Genomic DNA, 16,129 nt, shown 5'->3' with positions numbered 1-16,129 from the left:
AGAGGCCGCTACCTGCCCCCAGGATTCCCTCGTGGGTGGAGGCTCCGTTTTTCAAGCTGGAGCATTCCTGGTACTGGAGCAACCCCGGCAGGTGGGACTGGGAGACGGAGGTGGCGACGACTGGCGCTCCCGTCCATTACCTCGCAGTTGCCCAGCAAGCGGGCCCCTGCGCGTCACCTCCGGACGAAGCCCGCAGCCCATGGGAACACGCATGCGCGAAGTACCGTCCAGAGGCGGGCGGGCGAGACAGGGGCTCCGGAAGGCAGCATCCCGCGTGCGATCCCCTCCGGCATGCACGAGCAAAGCGGCCACCGGATGGCGTCGCGAGGCCCCACGCGGCTGCGGAGGCCATGGCCCCTCCTCTGCCTGGGCCTGCTGCTGTCCTGCGGCGTCCTCGTGGAGGAGGCGCCAGAGCACCGCGCCTCGCGGCCGGACAACGGCCCTCTCATGTAGGGAGATACGGTTCGACCATGCGCTCATCGCGAGCAACGCCGCGACTGCGCTCCCGCCGATTCCTGAGTGGCAGCCGATCAAGCTCTCGATGATCGCCTCGCGGGGTCGTGAGCAATTGCGCGGGCGACTGCGTGGGCATCCTCCGCGCCCTGTTTTGACGTCTTACAAGGGCAAAACGGATTCACCCCCCAGACGGAATGGTGGACAGCGCCGAACAGCTGGCGCTGACGTCCCACGCGCCGACGCGCGGGACGCGCGCTGTCAGCGCCAGAGGCAGCGCGTGTCCAGGTGGTAGAAGTCCGAGGGCACGAACGGGTCCCACGTCTGCCGCACGAAGTAGAGCTGGCTCAGGTCACGACTCAGCGTGGGGTGGAACTCGTCCTTCTCCGTGTTCACGGAGGGCCCCAGGTTGGCGGCGGGCGTCCAGGTGCCCGCGACGTTGAATCTCACGTACAGGTCTCCCAGCCCGTAGCCGCCGGGGCGGTTGAGCGAGGCGAAGACGAGCACCCGTCCATCCGGGGACACCCACGGGTTGTATTCCCACGAGTCAGGGGAGTTGACCGCGGGGCCCAGGTTCTCCGGCGCGGTGTAGTGATTGCCCTGGCGACGGACGCGGTACATCTCGAAGTCCGTCTCGAACGTGCCGCTCGCGAAGTAGACCGTCCCGTCGCGCGTCACGCTGGGGTACAGCTCCTCTCTCTGCGAGTTCACGAGCGGCCCCAGGTGCTCGACGGCGCGCTTCTTCCAGGTTCAGTCGGCTTCGGAGAGCCACTCACCGTGCCTTCGTCTTGAGCGGGACGACCTGGAACTTCGATTGGACGTACTCGAGGGTGCCCAGGTCCTTGCCGTAGGCGGAGGCGGGCTCATCCACATACGACGTGATGCGGATGACCCGGCCCTTCCGGGGCAGGTGGTAGGCCAGGATGGAGCCTCCCCAATCCTTGAGGTCCTTCCGGGTCAGTCCGGGTTTGCCTTTGGGAGCGATGAGCCCCGCGTTGGCATAGAGCTCGATGGCCTTCTCGAGGGGGACCTCCAGGCCCTCCCTCTCCAGCGTCAGGCCCGACTTGTCGCACCGGTAGACCGCGGTGTTGATCACCGAGTCCCCGGTGCCCACGATCGCCAGGTGGTAGCCCTCCGGGTTCTTGAAGAGGGCGGCCTCGTAGCGCGTGCCGGCATCATTCCCCGTGGACACGTAGCCGTTGGGCACGTCGCGGACCGTCCAGGTCTGCCCGACGGCCTCTTCGGCGAAGTACATCGCGGAGTTGTCCACCGAGTCGTCCTTCGACGCTTCCGGCACGGCCGTCTTGAGGTGTGCCGTCAGGTGCTGGAGCGCGGTCTCGATGTTGGTGGTGGCACAGCCAGCGCTCGCCGCCGGCTTCGCGGGAGGCGCCGAAGCCAGCGACAGGAGGACGAAAGCCTTCAAGAGCATCACTGCGGATTCCTTTCACGGGGCCATGCCCGGAGCGGGTGGGACTCTACTGGCGGAGCACCAGCAGCCGCACTTCCGTCATGTCCTCGATGGCGTACTTCACGCCTTCGCGGCCCAGTCCGGAGCCCTTCACGCCACCGTAGGGCATGGTGTCCACCCGGAAGCTCGGCACGTCACCAACGACGACACCGCCCACCTCCAGCTCGTCCCAGGCCCGCATCGCCCGGGACAGGTCCTGCGTGAAGATGCCTGCCTGGAGGCCGTAACGGCTGTCATTCACCCGGCGCAGGGCCTCGTCGAAGTCGCGGAACGGCTGGAGCAGCACCACTGGCCCGAAGGCCTCCTCCGCGCACAGCGCCGCGTCTTCCGGCACGCCCTCCAGCACGGTGGCTTCGAGCAGCGCGCCGCGCCGCCCTCCTCCCGCCAACACCCGGGCCCCCCGCTCCACGGCCTGTTGAATCCATCCCTCCAGCCGCCGCGCCGCGGGCTCGTCAATCAGCGGCCCCAGCGTGGTGGACTCATCCCGGGGATTGCCCGCACGCAGGGCCTTCGCCCTCTCGACGAGCTTTTCCCGGAGGGCGTCGTACAGCGACTCGTGCGCGAGCACGCGCTGCACCGAGATGCAGCTCTGCCCCGCCTGGAAGAAGGCGCCTTGGGTGATGCGGTCCGCGACGAAGTCCAGGCGCCCGGCCTGGTCCGCGTCCACCACGCAGGCCGCGTTGCCACCCAGCTCCAGCACCACCTTCTTGCGCCCGGCGCGGGCCTTCAACTCCCAACCCACCTTCTCCGAGCCGGTGAACGACAACAGCTTCAACCGGTCGTCCTCGATGAACGGCCCCACCTCCTCCAGACGCGTGGGCAACACGGAGAAGGCGCCTTCGGGCAGCGCTGTCTCCGCGAGCACCTCCGCCATGAGCAGCGCGCTCACCGGCGTGCGGTCCGACGGCTTGAGGACGAAGGGGCAGCCCGCGGCGATGGCGGGCGCCACCTTGTGCGCCACCAGGTTGAGCGGGAAGTTGAATGGCGTGATGAAGGAGCACGGCCCCACCGGCACACGCTGCGTGAAGCCCCGGTAGCCCGCCGTGCGCTGAGACACCTCCAGGTTGAGGACCTCGCCGCCGCCGCGCACCGCCTCCTCCGACGCTGCCTTGAAGGTCTCGATGAGCCGGGTGACCTCCGCCCGCGCGTCGCGCAGCGGCTTGCCGGCCTCGATGCAGAGGGCGAGCGCGAACTCCTCCGCTCGCTCCTGGAAGCGGCGTACACAGTGCTCCAGCACCTGCTGCCGGGCATACGGCGCCAGCTTGCGCATGGGCCCCGTCGCTCGCACCGACGCGGCGATGGCCTCCTCCACGGCGGCCGCGTCCGCCACGGCCACGCGCGTGACGACCTCCCCAGTGTACTTGTCGGTGACGGACAGCTCCGCGTTGGGCTGCCTCGGCCGGTTGGCCAGGTAGTACGGGTAGCGCTCAGCCAGCATGATGTTCCTCTCCTTCGCGTGTGTGCCCATGGCTCACGACTCCACCAGGGGACCGGCACCGAGCGCCCGCGCGGTGTCCGTGTAATCAATGGGCAGGTCGATGACGTGCACGCCGCCCGACTCCAGGCAGCGCGTGAGCGTGGCGCCGAACTCGGTGGCGCTCGCCGGGCGGTGGCCTCGTGCGCCGTAGGCCTCCGCGTAGCGGACGAAGTCCGGGTTGCCCAACGTCATCCCGAAGTCGGGCAGGCCCATCTCCTCCTGCTTCCAGCGGATCATCCCGTAGCCGTCGTCGCGCACGACGATGACCGTCAGGTCCAGCTTCAGGCGCACCGCCGTCTCCAGCTCCTGCGAGTTCATCATGAACCCGCCGTCACCACAGACGGCCACCACCTTGCGACGGGGGTGCACGAGCTTCGCGGCGATGGCGGACGGCAGGCCCGCGCCCATCGTCGCGAGCGCGTTGTCCAGCAGCAGCGTGTTGGGCCGGCGGCAGCGGTAGTAGCGGGCGAACCACAGCTTGTACATGCCGTTGTCCAGGCACACGACGCCGTCGTCCGGCATGGCGCGGCGCACCTCCGCGACCAGCCGCGCGGGGTAGATGGGGAAGCGGTCATCCGCGGCGCCACTGACGAACTGCGCGTCGAGCCCCGCGCGCGACTTCTCGAAGGGCGTGAAGTCCCAGTGCGAGCGCGGTCCCACGCCCTCCGCGATGCGCCACACGGCGTTCGCCAGGTCTCCCGTCACCTGCACCTGGGGGAAGTACACGGGGTCGACCTCCGCCGAGGAGAAGTTCAGGTGGATGACCGTGCGGCGGCCGTCGCGCATGACGAACGGGGGCTTCTCGATGACGTCATGGCCCACGTTGAGGATGCAGTCCGAGGCCTCGATGGCGCGGTGGACGAAGTCGCCGTCGGACAGCGCGGCGGTGCCCATCCACAGCGGATGCGTTTCATCCACCACGCCCTTGCCCATCTGCGTGCTGAAGAAGGGCAGCCCCACGCGGTCCACGAAGGCGCGGAGCATCTCCGACGTCAGCTTGCGGTTGGCCCCCGCGCCAATCATCAGCAGCGGACGGCGGGCCGACGCGAGCGCCTCCACCGCCTGGGCGATGGACGCCTCGTCCGCCACCGGCCTGCGCGCGACACCGGGCGACAGGGGCAGGGCCTCGGTGGGCTCGCGCGCCACGTCCTCGGGCAGCTCCAGGTGGGTGGCGCCGGGGCGCTCCTCCTCCGCGCGGCGGAAGGCTTCACGGACCGCCGAGGGCACGTGCTCCGCGGACACGAGCGTGCGGGTCGACTTGGTGAGCGGTCGCATCATCCCGACGACGTCGACAATCTGGAAGTGGCCCTGCTTGCTCACCTTGATGGGCTTCTGGCCGGTGAGCATCACCATGGGCATGGCGCCAAGCTGCGCGTACGCAGCGGCGGTAACGAGGTTGGTGGCCCCCGGCCCCAGCGTCGCCAGACACACGCCCGCGCGTCCGGTGAGCCGTCCCTGCGTGGCGGCCATGAACCCGGCCGCCTGCTCGTGCCGGGTGACGACCAGGCGCATGCCGGCGGTGCGCATGGACTCGAGCAGGTCCAGGTTCTCCTCGCCGGGCAGTCCGTAGACACTGCGCACGCCCTCCGCTTCGAGCGCCTTCACGAACAGATCCGATGCCTTCATGGGGTGCCTCTCCTTCGGTGACGAGGAAGATGTACCCAGGGGCGTCGATTCGTACATTCGTCTGTTTTCATCGAGTCGATAGATGCTGTCTATGATGGCTCCATGGAGCTCCGACACCTCCGCTACTTCTCCGCCGTCGCGGACGCGCTGCACTTCGGGCGCGCCGCGCGGCGGTTGCACGTCTCCCAGCCCACGCTGTCGCACCAGATCCACCAACTGGAGGAGGAGGTCGGCACACCGCTCTTCGAGAGGGCTCGCACCGGGGTGCGGCTCACGCAGGCCGGGGAGCTGTTCCGCACCTATGCCTCCCGCGCGCTGGAGGACGTGAACGCGGGCCTGTCGGCGGTGGGCGCGCTGCGGGGGCTCGCCACGGGGGCGCTGCGCGTGGGCTATCCCCCGAGCATGCGCGGCCTCGTGGTGCCGGCACTGACGGCGGTGCTGCGCAGACATCCCGGGCTGGCGCTGAGCGCGCAGGAGGCCGTGGTCCGGAAGCTGGAGCGGCAATTGGCGGACGGAAAGCTGGACGTGGGCCTGGGCTATGCGCCCGCGCGGCTGGCGGACCTGGACGCGGAGCCTGTCTTCGACAGCCGGCTCGCGCTCGTCGTAGGACGGGGGCATGCGCTGGCGGGCGCGGAGTCCGTGGGGGTGAAGCTGCTCGCGGAGGAGCCGTTCGCGCTCCTGTCACGCGGCCTGCGGGTGCGCGCCCGCGTGGACGCGCACTTCGCGGCGATGCGGTTCGCGCCTCGCATCGCGCTCGAATCGAACGCGGTGGCCACCGTGCTGGCCATCGTCCGCGCGGGCCTCGCCGTCACGGTGCTCCCGGAGCCACGGCTCGCGGACGCGGAGCGGCTGGTGGTGAAGCGGCTGTCCCCTGCCCCCCGCTCGGAGCTCGCGGCGCTCCTCTGGCGCAAGGGTGCCCCGCGCACACCCGCGGCGGAGCTGTTCGCGGCCGAGGTCCGGGCACGGGCGAAGGAAGACGTGGGTTAGACATTGGGAAACCGAGAGAGCAAGGAATCCATACTATCCACAAATGACCCGTGTCGTGGCCGGCTGGGGCAATGGTTGTCATTCGTGGGCGGATGCACTCTTGGGTTCAAGGCGGACACAGCCATCCGTGTTCGTCCGGCCGGATTTCCCCATGCGGGGGAGGCGGGCCTTCTTGTCCCGGGTGGCGGCGTGCCCAGGTGAACCATGGCGAACATCGGCAAATCCCTTGTGGGTGTGGCCTCGTGTGCGTTGTTCCTCGGTGCTTGTGGTCCTCTTCCGGAGGGTGAGGAGTTCGACGGCTCCGTTCCCGAGGAGGCCGAGGTCCTGGACGACAGCCAGTCCGAGGAGCCCCGGCGCGTGGAGGCGCAGACGCTCGCGGGAGACCTGGGAAGCGCCCTGGCAAGTCCGGTCGCGACCTACCCCACGAGCTGCACGGCGAGCAATCAGTGGACGACCACGTGCGGGTCGGGCTCGTCGCGAGACGTCTCCTGGGTGTGGAAGGTCCCCGCGACGGGGACCTATGCGTTCTCCACGAGGAACTCCAACTTCGACACCGTCATGGAGATCCGGAACTACAAGGCCACGAACGAGGTCTTGAAGTGCAACGATGACACGGGCAGCGGCACGACGTCCGGCATGACCTTCACGCTCATCAAGGGCAGCCAGTTGCTCATCGTCGTCGAGGGCTATGGGGGTGATTGCGGCAACGTTCACCTGAACATCGCCAAGCGTTAGCCCCAGGGCCTCAGCCAGAGCACCCAACCCGCCAGACCCAGCTGCACGACCAGGGTCAGCGTCGCGCCAACCGCCTGGATGGGGTTGGTGCGCAGCATCCCGAAGGCATGCGCCAGCCGGGCCACGAGCAGCGCACCGCCGAAGACATGGAGCGCCGTCGAGTTCCCGCCGCTCAGCTCCGCCAGCAGCAGCAGGATGAGCGCCAGGGGAACCTGCTCGACGTTGTTGCCATGCGCGCGGATGGCGGACCCGAGGCCGGAATGGCCTCCGTCGCCCCGGAACACCTTGAGCTTCGTGCGGACCCGGCTGACGTTGATGGAGAGCGCCAGCGTGAGGAAGGCGTTGAGCGCGGCGTAGAGCGAGGTGACAGGGACGAGGGAGAGCGTGCCGAGCAGGGGGTTCGTCAAAGCGAGAGCCTCCAACCACGAGAAGGCTGGGACGCTAGCCGTTTCTTGACGCCCGTGGGACGTGATGGCTCCCGCGTTGACGCCGCGGGGGGGTGACTGTGACGCTGCGTCCCGTGTCCATGATTCCTCCGGCGGAAGCGTTCTTCACGGCATCAGGCGTTCGACTCCGGCGGCGGGGTTCCCGTCCAGGCGCCTTCAACTGGCTGATGCTCCCGGGCGGGCCGGGGATTGGCTCCGAGAGTCTGTTCGGACTGGCGGACGCGCTGGACGTTCCCGGGACGTGCTGGATGGTGAACCTGCCGGGAGATGGGTCCAATGTGTCTCCTCCCGGTGCACCCGAGAATCCCTACGACGTGTGGCCGAGGGTTCTCATCGAGGCCGCCCAGGCACTTCCGAACTGCGTCTATCTGGGACACTCCACGGGAGGCATGTATCTGCTGTCCGTGCCGGAGCTCGAATCGCTCCTCGTGGGACTGGTGCTCGTGAGCACGGCGCCGGACGCGAGCTGGCGTGCGCCGTTCTTCGCGATGACCCAGCGTCATCCCCTGCCCGAGGTCGACGCCGCGACCCACCGTTATGAAGCCGAGCGCACGAATGAACGGCTCCGCGACATCGCGGTGGCATCGGCGGAGTGGAACTTCACGCCGGAGGGTGTGACGTCAGGGCGCGAGCTGCTGCGGCGGATGCCCTACAACCGCGCGGCGGTGGACTGGTCCGACCGGAACTTCGATGAGACGTACGTGCACACCTGGTGGCCGCGCTCCCTGCCCACGCTCATCATCAGCGGCGCCGAGGACCGCATCGTCCAGCAGACGCCCTGGTCACAGCCCACATTCCAGGGGCCGCACATCCTCCACCGGCGGGTGGAGGGCGCCGCGCACTTCCCCTGGATCGAGCGCCCGGACGCCGTGGCTTCCGCGCTGCGTGCGCTGGTCGACCGGATGACGCCACGTCCTTGAGGCTCCAGGTCCACGCACCGCGCCGCAAGCCTTGCACCGGCGTACGTCCTCACCGAGCATCGCCCCGTGTCTCCCCTCCCCTCGACGTCGGCCCCCGTCCTGGCTGACCGCTTCGTGCGCACGCGCGCACAGGAAGCCGCGCTCGTCCTTGGCGCGGCCCTCTTCACCGCGCTGCTCGCCCAGGTCGCCCTCTCCGTGCCGGGCTCACCGGTGCCCATCACGGGACAGACGCTCGCGGTCGTCCTCACGGCGGCCGCGCTCGGCCCCGGGCGTGGCCTGGCCGCGCAGGCCGCCTATCTCCTGCTGGGAGCGGTGGGACTGCCCTTCTTCGCGAAGGGCGCCAGCGGCTGGGGGGCCCTGGCCGGTCCGACGGGCGGCTTCCTGGTGGGCTTCCTCCCCGCCGCGTTCCTCGTGGGCCTCGCGGCGCGCCACGGATACGACCGGCGGTGGTGGACGGCGGTTCCGCTCTTCCTCGCGGGCCAGCTCCTGGTCCTGGTCATCGGTGTGTCGTGGCTCCACGTGAAGGCCGGGCTCGACTTCACCACGGCCTTCCAGAAGGGCTTTTTCCCCTTCGTCCCCGGGGGCCTGCTCAAGGCCGTCATCGCCGGCCTCGTCATGCCGCTTGCCTGGAGGCTCGTCCGGCATCGCGCGCCCTGAAGCTGCGCGGACGGGATATGGGCGTCAGCCCGCGCCGCGCGGCCGTGACCGCCGGGGTGTCGTCAGCTCTTGCGCGAGCGCTTCGCGCAGGATGCCCGCCAGTTGGGCCACGGTCTCGCTCGGCTCCCGTTCGGCCCTGAGCAGGTACACCGGAATGCTCCCGAGCGCGGGCAAGCCCGAGGCGCCGGGCTCCAGCACGGCCAGCGTCTTCGGCAGGCCGAAGGCCGTCCGCAGCGTCACTCCCAGCCCCGCCTCGGCCGCCGCCCAGAGGCCCGCGAGGCTCGGGCTCGCGAACGCGATCCTCCAGGCGAGCCCCTTCCGGTCCAAGGCGGTCGTGCAGGCCTCCCGGAAGATGCATGGCGCTTCGAAGGCGATGAGCGGCAGCGGCTGGCCGCGACTCCCCGTGCCCTGCCAGTCAGGCGGGCCAATCCACACGAGCGGCAGCTCGGCGACGCGCTCACTGCATCCCCGCGCCCCACTGCTCCAGGCGAGCGCGAGGTCCAGCTTGCCGGTCATGACGTGGTTGACGAGGTGGGCGTTGCGCTCGGTGCGCACCTCGATGCGCACCGCCGGATGCGCGCGCGCGAAGGTGCTGAGCACCCGGGGCAGCCAGGTCTCAGCGAAGTCCTGCGGCAATCCCAGACGGACCTCGCCCTCCAACTCGCTGCCCCGCAGGCTGGCCACGGTCTGATCATTCAATTCGAGGATCCGCCGTGCGTGGCCCAGCAGCACCTCCCCCGCCTCGGTCAGGACCAGGCCTCTTCCGGAGCGTTCGACCAGCGCGCGGCCCACCTGCTCCTCCAGCTTGCGCAGCTGGGAGCTCACCGCTGACGGCGAACGGCCCACCCGTGCGGCGGCCCGGGCGAAGCTGCCCAGCTCGAAGGCCGTCACGAACGTCCGCAGGACATCCATGTCCAGGTTGATCCGGGGGAGCATCGTTCGATTTCCTCGAACCCACGCTTCCAGACTTCGGATTTTTCGGCAAGGCGGGTCCGGGGTACGACGCCGGTCATGCCGGCCTCTCCCGCCCATCCTCGAAGCGTCAGGGTCATGCCCTTCGTTGTCGCCACGATGGCCGTCTGGCTGGTTTCGGCGGTGGCGCACGCGCAGGCCCCCTCCGCCTCCCAGTCCAGGCCGCTGCCCCAACCCGCGCCCATGCCTCCGCCCATCGAGGCGCCGCGAGACACGCCCTTCCCCGGCACCATCCGGCTGCGCGTCGATGCCACCGACACGGCGCGCGGCCTCTTCCGCGTCACGGAGACCCTCCCGGTCACGCCTGGAAGGCGGTTGACGCTGTTCTTTCCGCAGTGGCTCCCAGGGGACCATGGGCCCACCGGGCAGCTGGACGGACTCGCGGGGCTGAAGGTCCAGGCCGGGAAGAGAGTCATTGCGTGGACCCGCGACGCCGTCCAGGTCGCGGCCTTCCACATCGACATCCCCGCCGACGTGACGTCCATCGACGTGCACTTCCAGTTCCTTGGCGCCACGGAGCCGCGCGTGGGCCCGGTGGTGGCCACGTCCACGATGATGGATCTGCAATGGCACAACCTGGTGCTGTATCCCGCGGGCCATTACGCCCGGCGCATCACCTATGCAGCCAGCGTGAAGCTGCCGCCCGCCTGGGAGTTCGCCTCGCCGCTGACCGTGGCCCAACGGGATGGCGATGAGGTCCGCTTCCAGCCGGTGACGCTGGACACGCTGGTCGACTCGCCTGTGATTGCCGGCCGCGCCTTCAAGCGCATCCTGTTGAGCGAGGACCCCGTCCCGGTCCACGTGAACATCGTCGCCGACGACGCCGCGAACCTCGAACCGCCTCCCGGATTCGTCCAGGGCTACCAGTCACTGGTGCAGCAGGCCTACCGGCTCTTCGGCTCACGGCACTATGACCATTACGACCTGATGGTCTGGCTGGCGGACGGCTTCGGCCCCAGCTACTTCGAACACCTCCGCTCGGGCGAGAACGCCCTGCCCGCCGACTTCTTCACGACCTGGACGGACCGGCCCGAGCACCGGGGCCGGCTGGCGCATGGGTTCGTCCATTCGTGGAACGGCCTGTTCCGCCGCCCCGCGGAGATGTGGACGCCGGACTTCAACACGCCGGAGCGCGATTCTCTGCTCTGGGTGTTCGAGGGATTGACCTATTACTGGCAGGACGTGCTCACCACCCGGGCGGGTCTGTGGACGCGGGAGGACGCGCTCGATGATCTGGCCGCGACCGCGGCGGCCATGGCCAGCCGCCCCGGCCGGCGCTGGCGCCCGCTCCGGGACGTGACGAACGACGCCATCGTGCAGCGCCGCAAGGCGCTCTCCTGGAAGGGCTGGCAGCGCGACATGTTCGATGCCTACTCCGAGGGCCAGTTGATCTGGCTGGAGGCCGACACGCTGATCCGGGAGCGCAGTGGCGGCCGCAAGTCGCTGGATGACTTCGCTCGCGCGTTCTTCGGCGTGCGCCCGGGCAGCCAGGTGACCATGACGTACACGCTGGAAGACATCGTCACCACGCTCAATGACATCCTCCCCCATGACTGGGCAGGCTTCTTCCGCTCCCGGATTGAAGAGACGCACGACGCCCCGCCCCTGGGGGGAATCACCCGAGGCGGCTACGCGCTCACCTGGAGCGAGCAACCCACGGGCGCCATCCGGCGCGCCGAAGCGGCGAGCGGGAACGTGGACCTCAGCGACTCCCTCGGCGTGACGCTCGCGAAGGACGGAAAGGTGCTCCGGGTGGAGTGGGAGAGGCCGGCCTTCGAGGTGGGCCTGCTGCCCGGCGCGGTGGTGACGGCCGTGAACGGGAGCCCCTACGACGCGCAACGGCTGAAGGACGCCGTCAAGGCCACCGCGCACCAGGAGCCCTTGCGGCTCTCCTGGCGCCAGGGCACGGCCACGCGTTCCGCCCTCATTCCCTGGCATGGGGGCTTGCGCTACCCCCGGCTGCGGCGGGTCGAGGGCACACCGGCGCTCCTGGATGAAATCCTGGCGCCGCGAGACTGACTCCGGAAGGCCCATGACCTCAGGCGCCTCCACGCGCGCGCCGTGGAGGCGCGCGGTCAGGCCCCGGGACGGCCGAGCCACTCCTCGAACCGCGTCTTCCCGATGCGAGGGGTGCCGCTCGGCGTGAGCGAGCTGTCCTCCAGTTCCACGCCGAAGTAGCGCGCGCGGGCATCCGGGATGACCTTGCGCCCGTCCTGCCTGGCGCGCAGGAAGAGCTGCACCGCGTCCACCAGGCGCAGACGCTCCGGTCCGGCCACCTCGACGATGCCCTGGACGGGCTTGCCCAGCGCCGCTTCGGCCACGGCGTCCGCCACATCCTCCGCCGCCATGGGCTGCATGAGCGCAGTGGAAAGGCGCACCGCCTCCCCGTCCGTTCCCGCCTGCGCGATGCTGCCCATGAACTCGAAGAACTGCGTCGCGCGCACCAGCGTGTACGGAATCCCGCCAGCCTGGATGAGCTTCTCCTGGGCCATCTTGGCGCGGAAGTAGCCGCTGCCCAGCAGCCGCTCGGTGCCGACCACGGACAACGCGACGTGGTGCTCCACGCCGGCCTTCGCCTCCGCCGCCAGGAGATTGCGCCCCGAGGTCTCGAAGAACGACAGCACGGCGGAGTCCTCGAACGACGGTGAGTTGGCCACATCCACCACCACCCGCGCGCCCGTGAGCGCCTCCGCCAGGCCCTCGCCCGTGAGCGTGTTGACCCCCATGCTGGGGGCCGCCGCCACCACCTCATGGCCCTGTTCGCGCAGCCGCTTCGCCAGCTTCGTTCCGATGAGGCCGGTGCCCCCAATGACCACGATCTTCATGTTTGCCTTTCGGTTGACGCCAGCAACGTATGGGTGAAAGGTGTTGGCCGCCATGCCATCTACCCCTGGTTTTCCGCCAACCTCCCGCCGGCCGCGCACCGTGCTCTTCGTCGCCTTTCCGGACATGGGGCTGCTGGACATGACGGGCCCCCAGACGGTGTTCTGGGCCGCGTCCAAGGCCCTGGCCGAGCGTGGATGGCCGGGGTACGTCCGCCACACCGTGAGCCTGGAAGGTGGGCTCGTGCAGTCAGCGGAAGGCGTCGCGTTGCAGACGTCGCCGCTCGCCGCGTTCAGGGACGTGCCGGTCGACACCCTCGTCGTTCCGGGCTCGCCGGACATCGAGCAGGTGCTGGCCCGGTCAGGGCGCCTGATTGAATGGCTGAGGAAACAGGCGGCAGCGGCCCGCAGGACCGCGTCGGTGTGCAGCGGCACCTTCCTGCTGGCGCAGGCCGGGCTGCTTCACGGCAAGCGCGCGGCGACCCATTGGGCCATGGGAGACCGCCTTTGTGAGCGCTTCCCTTCCCTCACGCTCGACCGCGACGCGATCTTCGTCCGGGAGGATCCGGTGTGGACCTCCGCGGGAGTCAGCGCGGGCATCGACCTGGCGCTCGCGCTGGTGGAGGCGGACCATGGACATGACATCTCCATGAAGGTGGCGCGGGAGCTGGTCGTCTTCCTGAAGCGGCCGGGCGGCCAATCCCAGTTCAGCGAGCTGCTGCAATCCCAGACCCAGGACACCGCCGACTTCGATGCGCTGCACCTGTGGCTCGCGGACAACCTGGGCCGTGACGACCTCACCGTTGAAATGCTGGCCCGGCAGGCCCGGATGAGTCCCCGGAACTTCGCGCGCGTCTACAAACAGAAGACCGGCCGGACCCCCGCGAAGGCGGTGGAGGTCCTGAGGCTGGAGCGGGCCAGGGGGTTGCTGGAGGAGTCGAAGCGCAACATCGATCAGATCGCCCGGATGTGCGGCTTCGGCAGCGAAGAGCGGATGCGGGTGACCTTCCAGCGCAACCTCGCCGTTTCGCCGAGCGACTACCGGAAGCGGTTCGCGACCTGAGCGCCGCGCTCACCCCGCGTCCCGTGGTGCTGCGCGACGGCACACGCCTGAGGCGGAGCCCCCACCGTAAGGCCGCGGTGGAAGCCCTGCTGCGTCAGTCGCTCTGCCCCCGTGCTCCTCCGTCAAGGACAGTTCAACGTCGCTGGGGACGGAAGGTTGTTCGGGTTCTGGGGGAGCGGCTGGGGATCCGCCGGAATGGCCCAGGAGAAGTCCGTGGTCGTGAAGCCCGCGAACCATGGGTACGTGGCGAAGTCGATGGGCGCCTTGTAGTCACATGGATACGAGGGCGTCTGGAGCACCCACGTCGCGGGCGGACTGCTGGCGGTGTTCGCGAAGGCGCTGGCCACGGCCGCGGTGCCATGGCACGTCATGCAGTTGCTCTGGACGCCCACGGGGATGTTCGGTGAGGTCTCCAGGTAGGGATTGAAGCAGACAGCCATCTTGCTGCTCCCCTTGCCCTGCGTCTGGTTGTAGGCGGTGCACATCGCGTAGTTGCGCCCCGCCCCCGTGACCTTGTCCGTCATCCCCTTCTTGCTCCCGGGAAAGTCATCCGGCGCGTCGCTGCCGGGCTGCCACCAGAAGGTCTGCCACGTCCAGTTGATGAGCTCCTTGGTGTTGACGTGCATCGCCGTGAGGACGGCGTAGTCGCCCGCTTCCGCCTGGAGCCCTTCGATGTTGGTGTTGTTGAACGCCTGGGCCTCGTCGGCGTTCATCTGGAAGGAGTAGATGGCGGAGAGCGGCGTGTGCAGGTAGTGCTGGCAGTTGAGGATCGCGGACCCGGGATGGGCGCTGTTCGCCTGGGCGATGAGGGGCGCCACGCCCTGGATCTGCTCGGCGGTGGCCTCCGTGATGGGAGCACCCGCTGGCGCCGTGGGGTCCACGATGGCGCACGTCAGCCACAGAGAGGGCGTGGGATGGCACTTGTCCGCCTCTTGTTGCTCGGGCGTGCAGGTGGTCCCGGAGTCGAGGCTGCCCGCGAAGCCCCTCCACACGGGCACCGGCGTGGGCTTGCGCTTCTTCACCAGGTACAGCACGGGCTTGAGCTCCATGGCCGCCGAGCCCCGGTTCCCCGCGGAGGGCGCGGTGTACGGCGCCTGCTGCACCGTCCGCTGCGCGGTGGGTGTATTCGCCGGCCACTGGCTGTTGAGGTCGGCCAGGCTGGTGAACCGGTTGTAGAAGTACGACGGGCCCCCCGGCACGGCCGGATGGCCCTGCGTCAGGTACGCGGCCATCTCCGGATTGAACTTGTTGAAGGAGACGAGTTGGTCGGTCGGGGTGACGACCGGGCCCGAACCCGCGGGGTGGTGGAACTGGCGGGGGCCGTGGAAACCATGGGTGGCCTTGCGCCGCGACACGTCTGGCATTGACGCGCCCGGGGCCGGGAAGAGCTCCTCGCCGCTCCAGGTGTCCCACACTGGCATGGGGAGCCCCGTTCCCGGGTAGGCCTGTCCGGAATCGGCATGCAGACCCGCCCAGAGGTTCCAGGCCTTGGTCGCGATGCGGGCGGTGTTCCACGCATCCGCCCACTGCTGGATTTCATCCCGGTTGCCTGGAAAGTCATACCCGGGAGGAATGGGGGTGGGTGTGATCCAGGGATCGCGAGGCTTGCAGGCGACCAGGACACAGAGACAGGTCAGCAGGAGCATCCGGACAGGGTGGCGCATGGGTGAAATGCAAACGCATGCACCGGGAATGTATTGGCCATCCTGATTCTGGAGCAGGAACGGACCAGACGCCGCAGGTCCGGACCGTGTGTCCGCCTCCTGCTTCGGGCTCAATCCCCCTCCCCACTGTTTCCCCCAGGAGTCTCCAGACCATGAGCACGTCCCCAGCGCCCTCCCACCGCGGGCTCGAAGCCCTGCTGACGCCCCAGAACTCCGTGCTGGTGCTGATCGACCATCAGCCCTACCAGTTCGCCAACCTGCACAGCCATGAGCCGACGATGGTGCTCAACAACGTCATCGGCCTGGCCAAGGCGGCCCGGGTCTACAAGGTGCCCACCATCCTCACCACCGTCATCGAGGAGCGCGGCGGCTACCTGGTCAAGGGCCTGCAGGACGTGTTCCCCGAGCAGAAGCCCATCGACCGGACCTTCATCAACACCTGGGAGGACAGCCGCGTGGTGGACGCGGTGAAGAAGACGGACCGCAAGAAGCTGATCATCGCCGCGCTGTGGACCGAAATCTGTCTGGCCATGCCCGCCATCCAGGCGGCGGGCGAAGGCTATGACGTCTACGCCGTCACTGACGCCTCCGGAGGCGTCAGCCGCGAAGCGCATGAGATGGCGGTGCGCCGCATGCAGATGGCGGGCGTGACGCCCATCACCTGGATGGCGGTGGTCGCCGAATGGCAGCGCGACTGGGCCCGCGAGGACAGCGCCACCGGGCTCGCCGGCGTGTTGTCCGAGCACGGCGGAGGCAGCGCAGTGGCCTTCGCCTGGGAGCTGCAGCTGCTAGCGGGCCGGGCCGGAAAGGGCGTCTGAAGGCACGGCGGGCCCCCGACC

Annotated in this window: 16 protein-coding genes; 8 read left to right on the top strand and 8 right to left on the bottom strand. The window is 69.2% G+C overall.

Going from position 1 to position 16,129, the window contains the following annotated elements; genetic code table 11:
• Window positions 1-291 precede the first annotated feature (291 nt).
• Complete coding sequence (locus D7X30_RS42930) at window positions 292-453, top strand: hypothetical protein (RefSeq protein WP_233591603.1); 162 nt, start codon at window positions 292-294, stop codon at window positions 451-453.
• A gap of 261 nt (window positions 454-714) precedes the next feature.
• Here the strand turns inward: D7X30_RS42930 and D7X30_RS16535 are convergent, their stop codons facing one another.
• The 4 genes from D7X30_RS16535 to D7X30_RS16520 all read right to left on the bottom strand — a co-directional run bounded on the left by D7X30_RS16535 (window position 715) and on the right by D7X30_RS16520 (window position 5,024).
• A complete protein-coding gene (locus tag D7X30_RS16535) occupies window positions 715-1,164 on the bottom strand; it encodes a hypothetical protein (protein ID WP_233591601.1) in 450 nt (149 codons plus the stop codon).
• Window positions 1,165-1,225: 61 nt separating this feature from the next.
• Window positions 1,226-1,882, bottom strand: a complete 657-nt coding sequence (locus D7X30_RS16530) for a hypothetical protein (RefSeq protein WP_120563901.1) — start codon at window positions 1,880-1,882, stop codon at window positions 1,226-1,228.
• A gap of 46 nt (window positions 1,883-1,928) precedes the next feature.
• Window positions 1,929-3,359: an aldehyde dehydrogenase family protein gene (locus D7X30_RS16525; protein ID WP_120564177.1), complete on the bottom strand. Its 1,431-nt coding sequence runs from the start codon at window positions 3,357-3,359 to the stop codon at window positions 1,929-1,931.
• A gap of 33 nt (window positions 3,360-3,392) precedes the next feature.
• The gene (locus D7X30_RS16520) at window positions 3,393-5,024 is read right to left on the bottom strand and encodes an acetolactate synthase large subunit (protein WP_120563900.1); all 1,632 of its coding nucleotides are present in this window, start codon (window positions 5,022-5,024) and stop codon (window positions 3,393-3,395) included.
• A 102-nt stretch (window positions 5,025-5,126) separates the two neighbouring features.
• On the opposite strand from D7X30_RS16520, the gene D7X30_RS16515 reads away from it, so the two are divergent.
• Window positions 5,127-6,011: a LysR substrate-binding domain-containing protein gene (locus D7X30_RS16515; protein WP_120563899.1), complete on the top strand. Its 885-nt coding sequence runs from the start codon at window positions 5,127-5,129 to the stop codon at window positions 6,009-6,011.
• Between the two features lie 204 nt (window positions 6,012-6,215).
• Window positions 6,216-6,746, top strand: a complete 531-nt coding sequence (locus D7X30_RS16510) for a hypothetical protein (RefSeq protein ID WP_120563898.1) — start codon at window positions 6,216-6,218, stop codon at window positions 6,744-6,746.
• Here D7X30_RS16510 and D7X30_RS16505 read toward each other — a convergent pair.
• A complete protein-coding gene (locus tag D7X30_RS16505; RefSeq protein WP_158619281.1) occupies window positions 6,743-7,153 on the bottom strand; it encodes an MAPEG family protein in 411 nt (136 codons plus the stop codon). The two genes, D7X30_RS16510 and D7X30_RS16505, sit on opposite strands and share 4 nt — an antisense overlap.
• 119 nt (window positions 7,154-7,272) lie before the next feature.
• On the opposite strand from D7X30_RS16505, the gene D7X30_RS16500 reads away from it, so the two are divergent.
• Window positions 7,273-8,112, top strand: coding sequence for an alpha/beta fold hydrolase (locus D7X30_RS16500; protein ID WP_370051404.1), 840 nt, complete (start codon window positions 7,273-7,275; stop codon window positions 8,110-8,112).
• A gap of 114 nt (window positions 8,113-8,226) precedes the next feature.
• A complete protein-coding gene (locus tag D7X30_RS16495) occupies window positions 8,227-8,769 on the top strand; it encodes a biotin transporter BioY (protein WP_233591600.1) in 543 nt (180 codons plus the stop codon).
• Between the two features lie 24 nt (window positions 8,770-8,793).
• On the opposite strand, the gene D7X30_RS16490 is transcribed toward D7X30_RS16495, so the two are convergent.
• Entirely contained in the window at window positions 8,794-9,705 is a 912-nt protein-coding gene (locus D7X30_RS16490) for a LysR substrate-binding domain-containing protein (RefSeq protein WP_120563894.1), read from the bottom strand.
• A 114-nt stretch (window positions 9,706-9,819) separates the two neighbouring features.
• On the opposite strand from D7X30_RS16490, the gene D7X30_RS16485 reads away from it, so the two are divergent.
• Window positions 9,820-11,760, top strand: a complete 1,941-nt coding sequence (locus D7X30_RS16485; RefSeq protein WP_158619279.1) for a M61 family metallopeptidase — start codon at window positions 9,820-9,822, stop codon at window positions 11,758-11,760.
• A gap of 56 nt (window positions 11,761-11,816) precedes the next feature.
• On the opposite strand, the gene D7X30_RS16480 is transcribed toward D7X30_RS16485, so the two are convergent.
• Window positions 11,817-12,566, bottom strand: coding sequence for an SDR family oxidoreductase (locus D7X30_RS16480; protein ID WP_120563892.1), 750 nt, complete (start codon window positions 12,564-12,566; stop codon window positions 11,817-11,819).
• A 52-nt stretch (window positions 12,567-12,618) separates the two neighbouring features.
• Here D7X30_RS16480 and D7X30_RS16475 point away from each other — a divergent pair, with 52 nt between their 5' ends.
• Window positions 12,619-13,626, top strand: coding sequence for a GlxA family transcriptional regulator (locus tag D7X30_RS16475; RefSeq protein WP_120563891.1), 1,008 nt, complete (start codon window positions 12,619-12,621; stop codon window positions 13,624-13,626).
• Window positions 13,627-13,748: 122 nt separating this feature from the next.
• Here the strand turns inward: D7X30_RS16475 and D7X30_RS16470 are convergent, their stop codons facing one another.
• Entirely contained in the window at window positions 13,749-15,290 is a 1,542-nt protein-coding gene (locus D7X30_RS16470) for a hypothetical protein (RefSeq protein WP_147443222.1), read from the bottom strand.
• A gap of 152 nt (window positions 15,291-15,442) precedes the next feature.
• Between D7X30_RS16470 and D7X30_RS16465 the strand changes: the two genes are divergently transcribed.
• Window positions 15,443-16,108 (top strand): hydrolase, encoded by a 666-nt coding sequence (locus tag D7X30_RS16465; RefSeq protein ID WP_120563889.1) that lies wholly within the window; start codon window positions 15,443-15,445, stop codon window positions 16,106-16,108.
• The last annotated feature ends 21 nt before the right edge of the window (window positions 16,109-16,129 follow it).

The organism is Corallococcus sp. AB011P (assembly GCF_003611605.1).
Taxonomy (GTDB): Bacteria; Myxococcota; Myxococcia; order Myxococcales; family Myxococcaceae; genus Corallococcus; species Corallococcus coralloides.
The sequence above is the reverse complement of the archived record's forward strand: the minus strand, read 5'-3'. Positions and strand labels throughout refer to the sequence as shown.

What these genes read in the sequence shown, in the direction of transcription:
- D7X30_RS42930 (WP_233591603.1), top strand. Translation starts at nt 292, where the DNA reads ATGCACGAGCAAAGCGGCCACCGGATGGCGTCGCGAGGCCCCACGCGG.
- D7X30_RS16530 (WP_120563901.1), bottom strand. Translation starts at nt 1,882, where the DNA reads ATGCTCTTGAAGGCTTTCGTCCTCCTGTCGCTGGCTTCGGCGCCTCCC.
- D7X30_RS16525 (WP_120564177.1), bottom strand. Translation starts at nt 3,359, where the DNA reads ATGCTGGCTGAGCGCTACCCGTACTACCTGGCCAACCGGCCGAGGCAG.
- D7X30_RS16520 (WP_120563900.1), bottom strand. Translation starts at nt 5,024, where the DNA reads ATGAAGGCATCGGATCTGTTCGTGAAGGCGCTCGAAGCGGAGGGCGTG.
- D7X30_RS16515 (WP_120563899.1), top strand. Translation starts at nt 5,127, where the DNA reads ATGGAGCTCCGACACCTCCGCTACTTCTCCGCCGTCGCGGACGCGCTG.
- D7X30_RS16510 (WP_120563898.1), top strand. Translation starts at nt 6,216, where the DNA reads ATGGCGAACATCGGCAAATCCCTTGTGGGTGTGGCCTCGTGTGCGTTG.
- D7X30_RS16500 (WP_370051404.1), top strand. Translation starts at nt 7,273, where the DNA reads ATGATTCCTCCGGCGGAAGCGTTCTTCACGGCATCAGGCGTTCGACTC.
- D7X30_RS16490 (WP_120563894.1), bottom strand. Translation starts at nt 9,705, where the DNA reads ATGCTCCCCCGGATCAACCTGGACATGGATGTCCTGCGGACGTTCGTG.
- D7X30_RS16485 (WP_158619279.1), top strand. Translation starts at nt 9,820, where the DNA reads ATGCCCTTCGTTGTCGCCACGATGGCCGTCTGGCTGGTTTCGGCGGTG.
- D7X30_RS16480 (WP_120563892.1), bottom strand. Translation starts at nt 12,566, where the DNA reads ATGAAGATCGTGGTCATTGGGGGCACCGGCCTCATCGGAACGAAGCTG.
- D7X30_RS16475 (WP_120563891.1), top strand. Translation starts at nt 12,619, where the DNA reads ATGCCATCTACCCCTGGTTTTCCGCCAACCTCCCGCCGGCCGCGCACC.
- D7X30_RS16470 (WP_147443222.1), bottom strand. Translation starts at nt 15,290, where the DNA reads ATGCGCCACCCTGTCCGGATGCTCCTGCTGACCTGTCTCTGTGTCCTG.
- D7X30_RS16465 (WP_120563889.1), top strand. Translation starts at nt 15,443, where the DNA reads ATGAGCACGTCCCCAGCGCCCTCCCACCGCGGGCTCGAAGCCCTGCTG.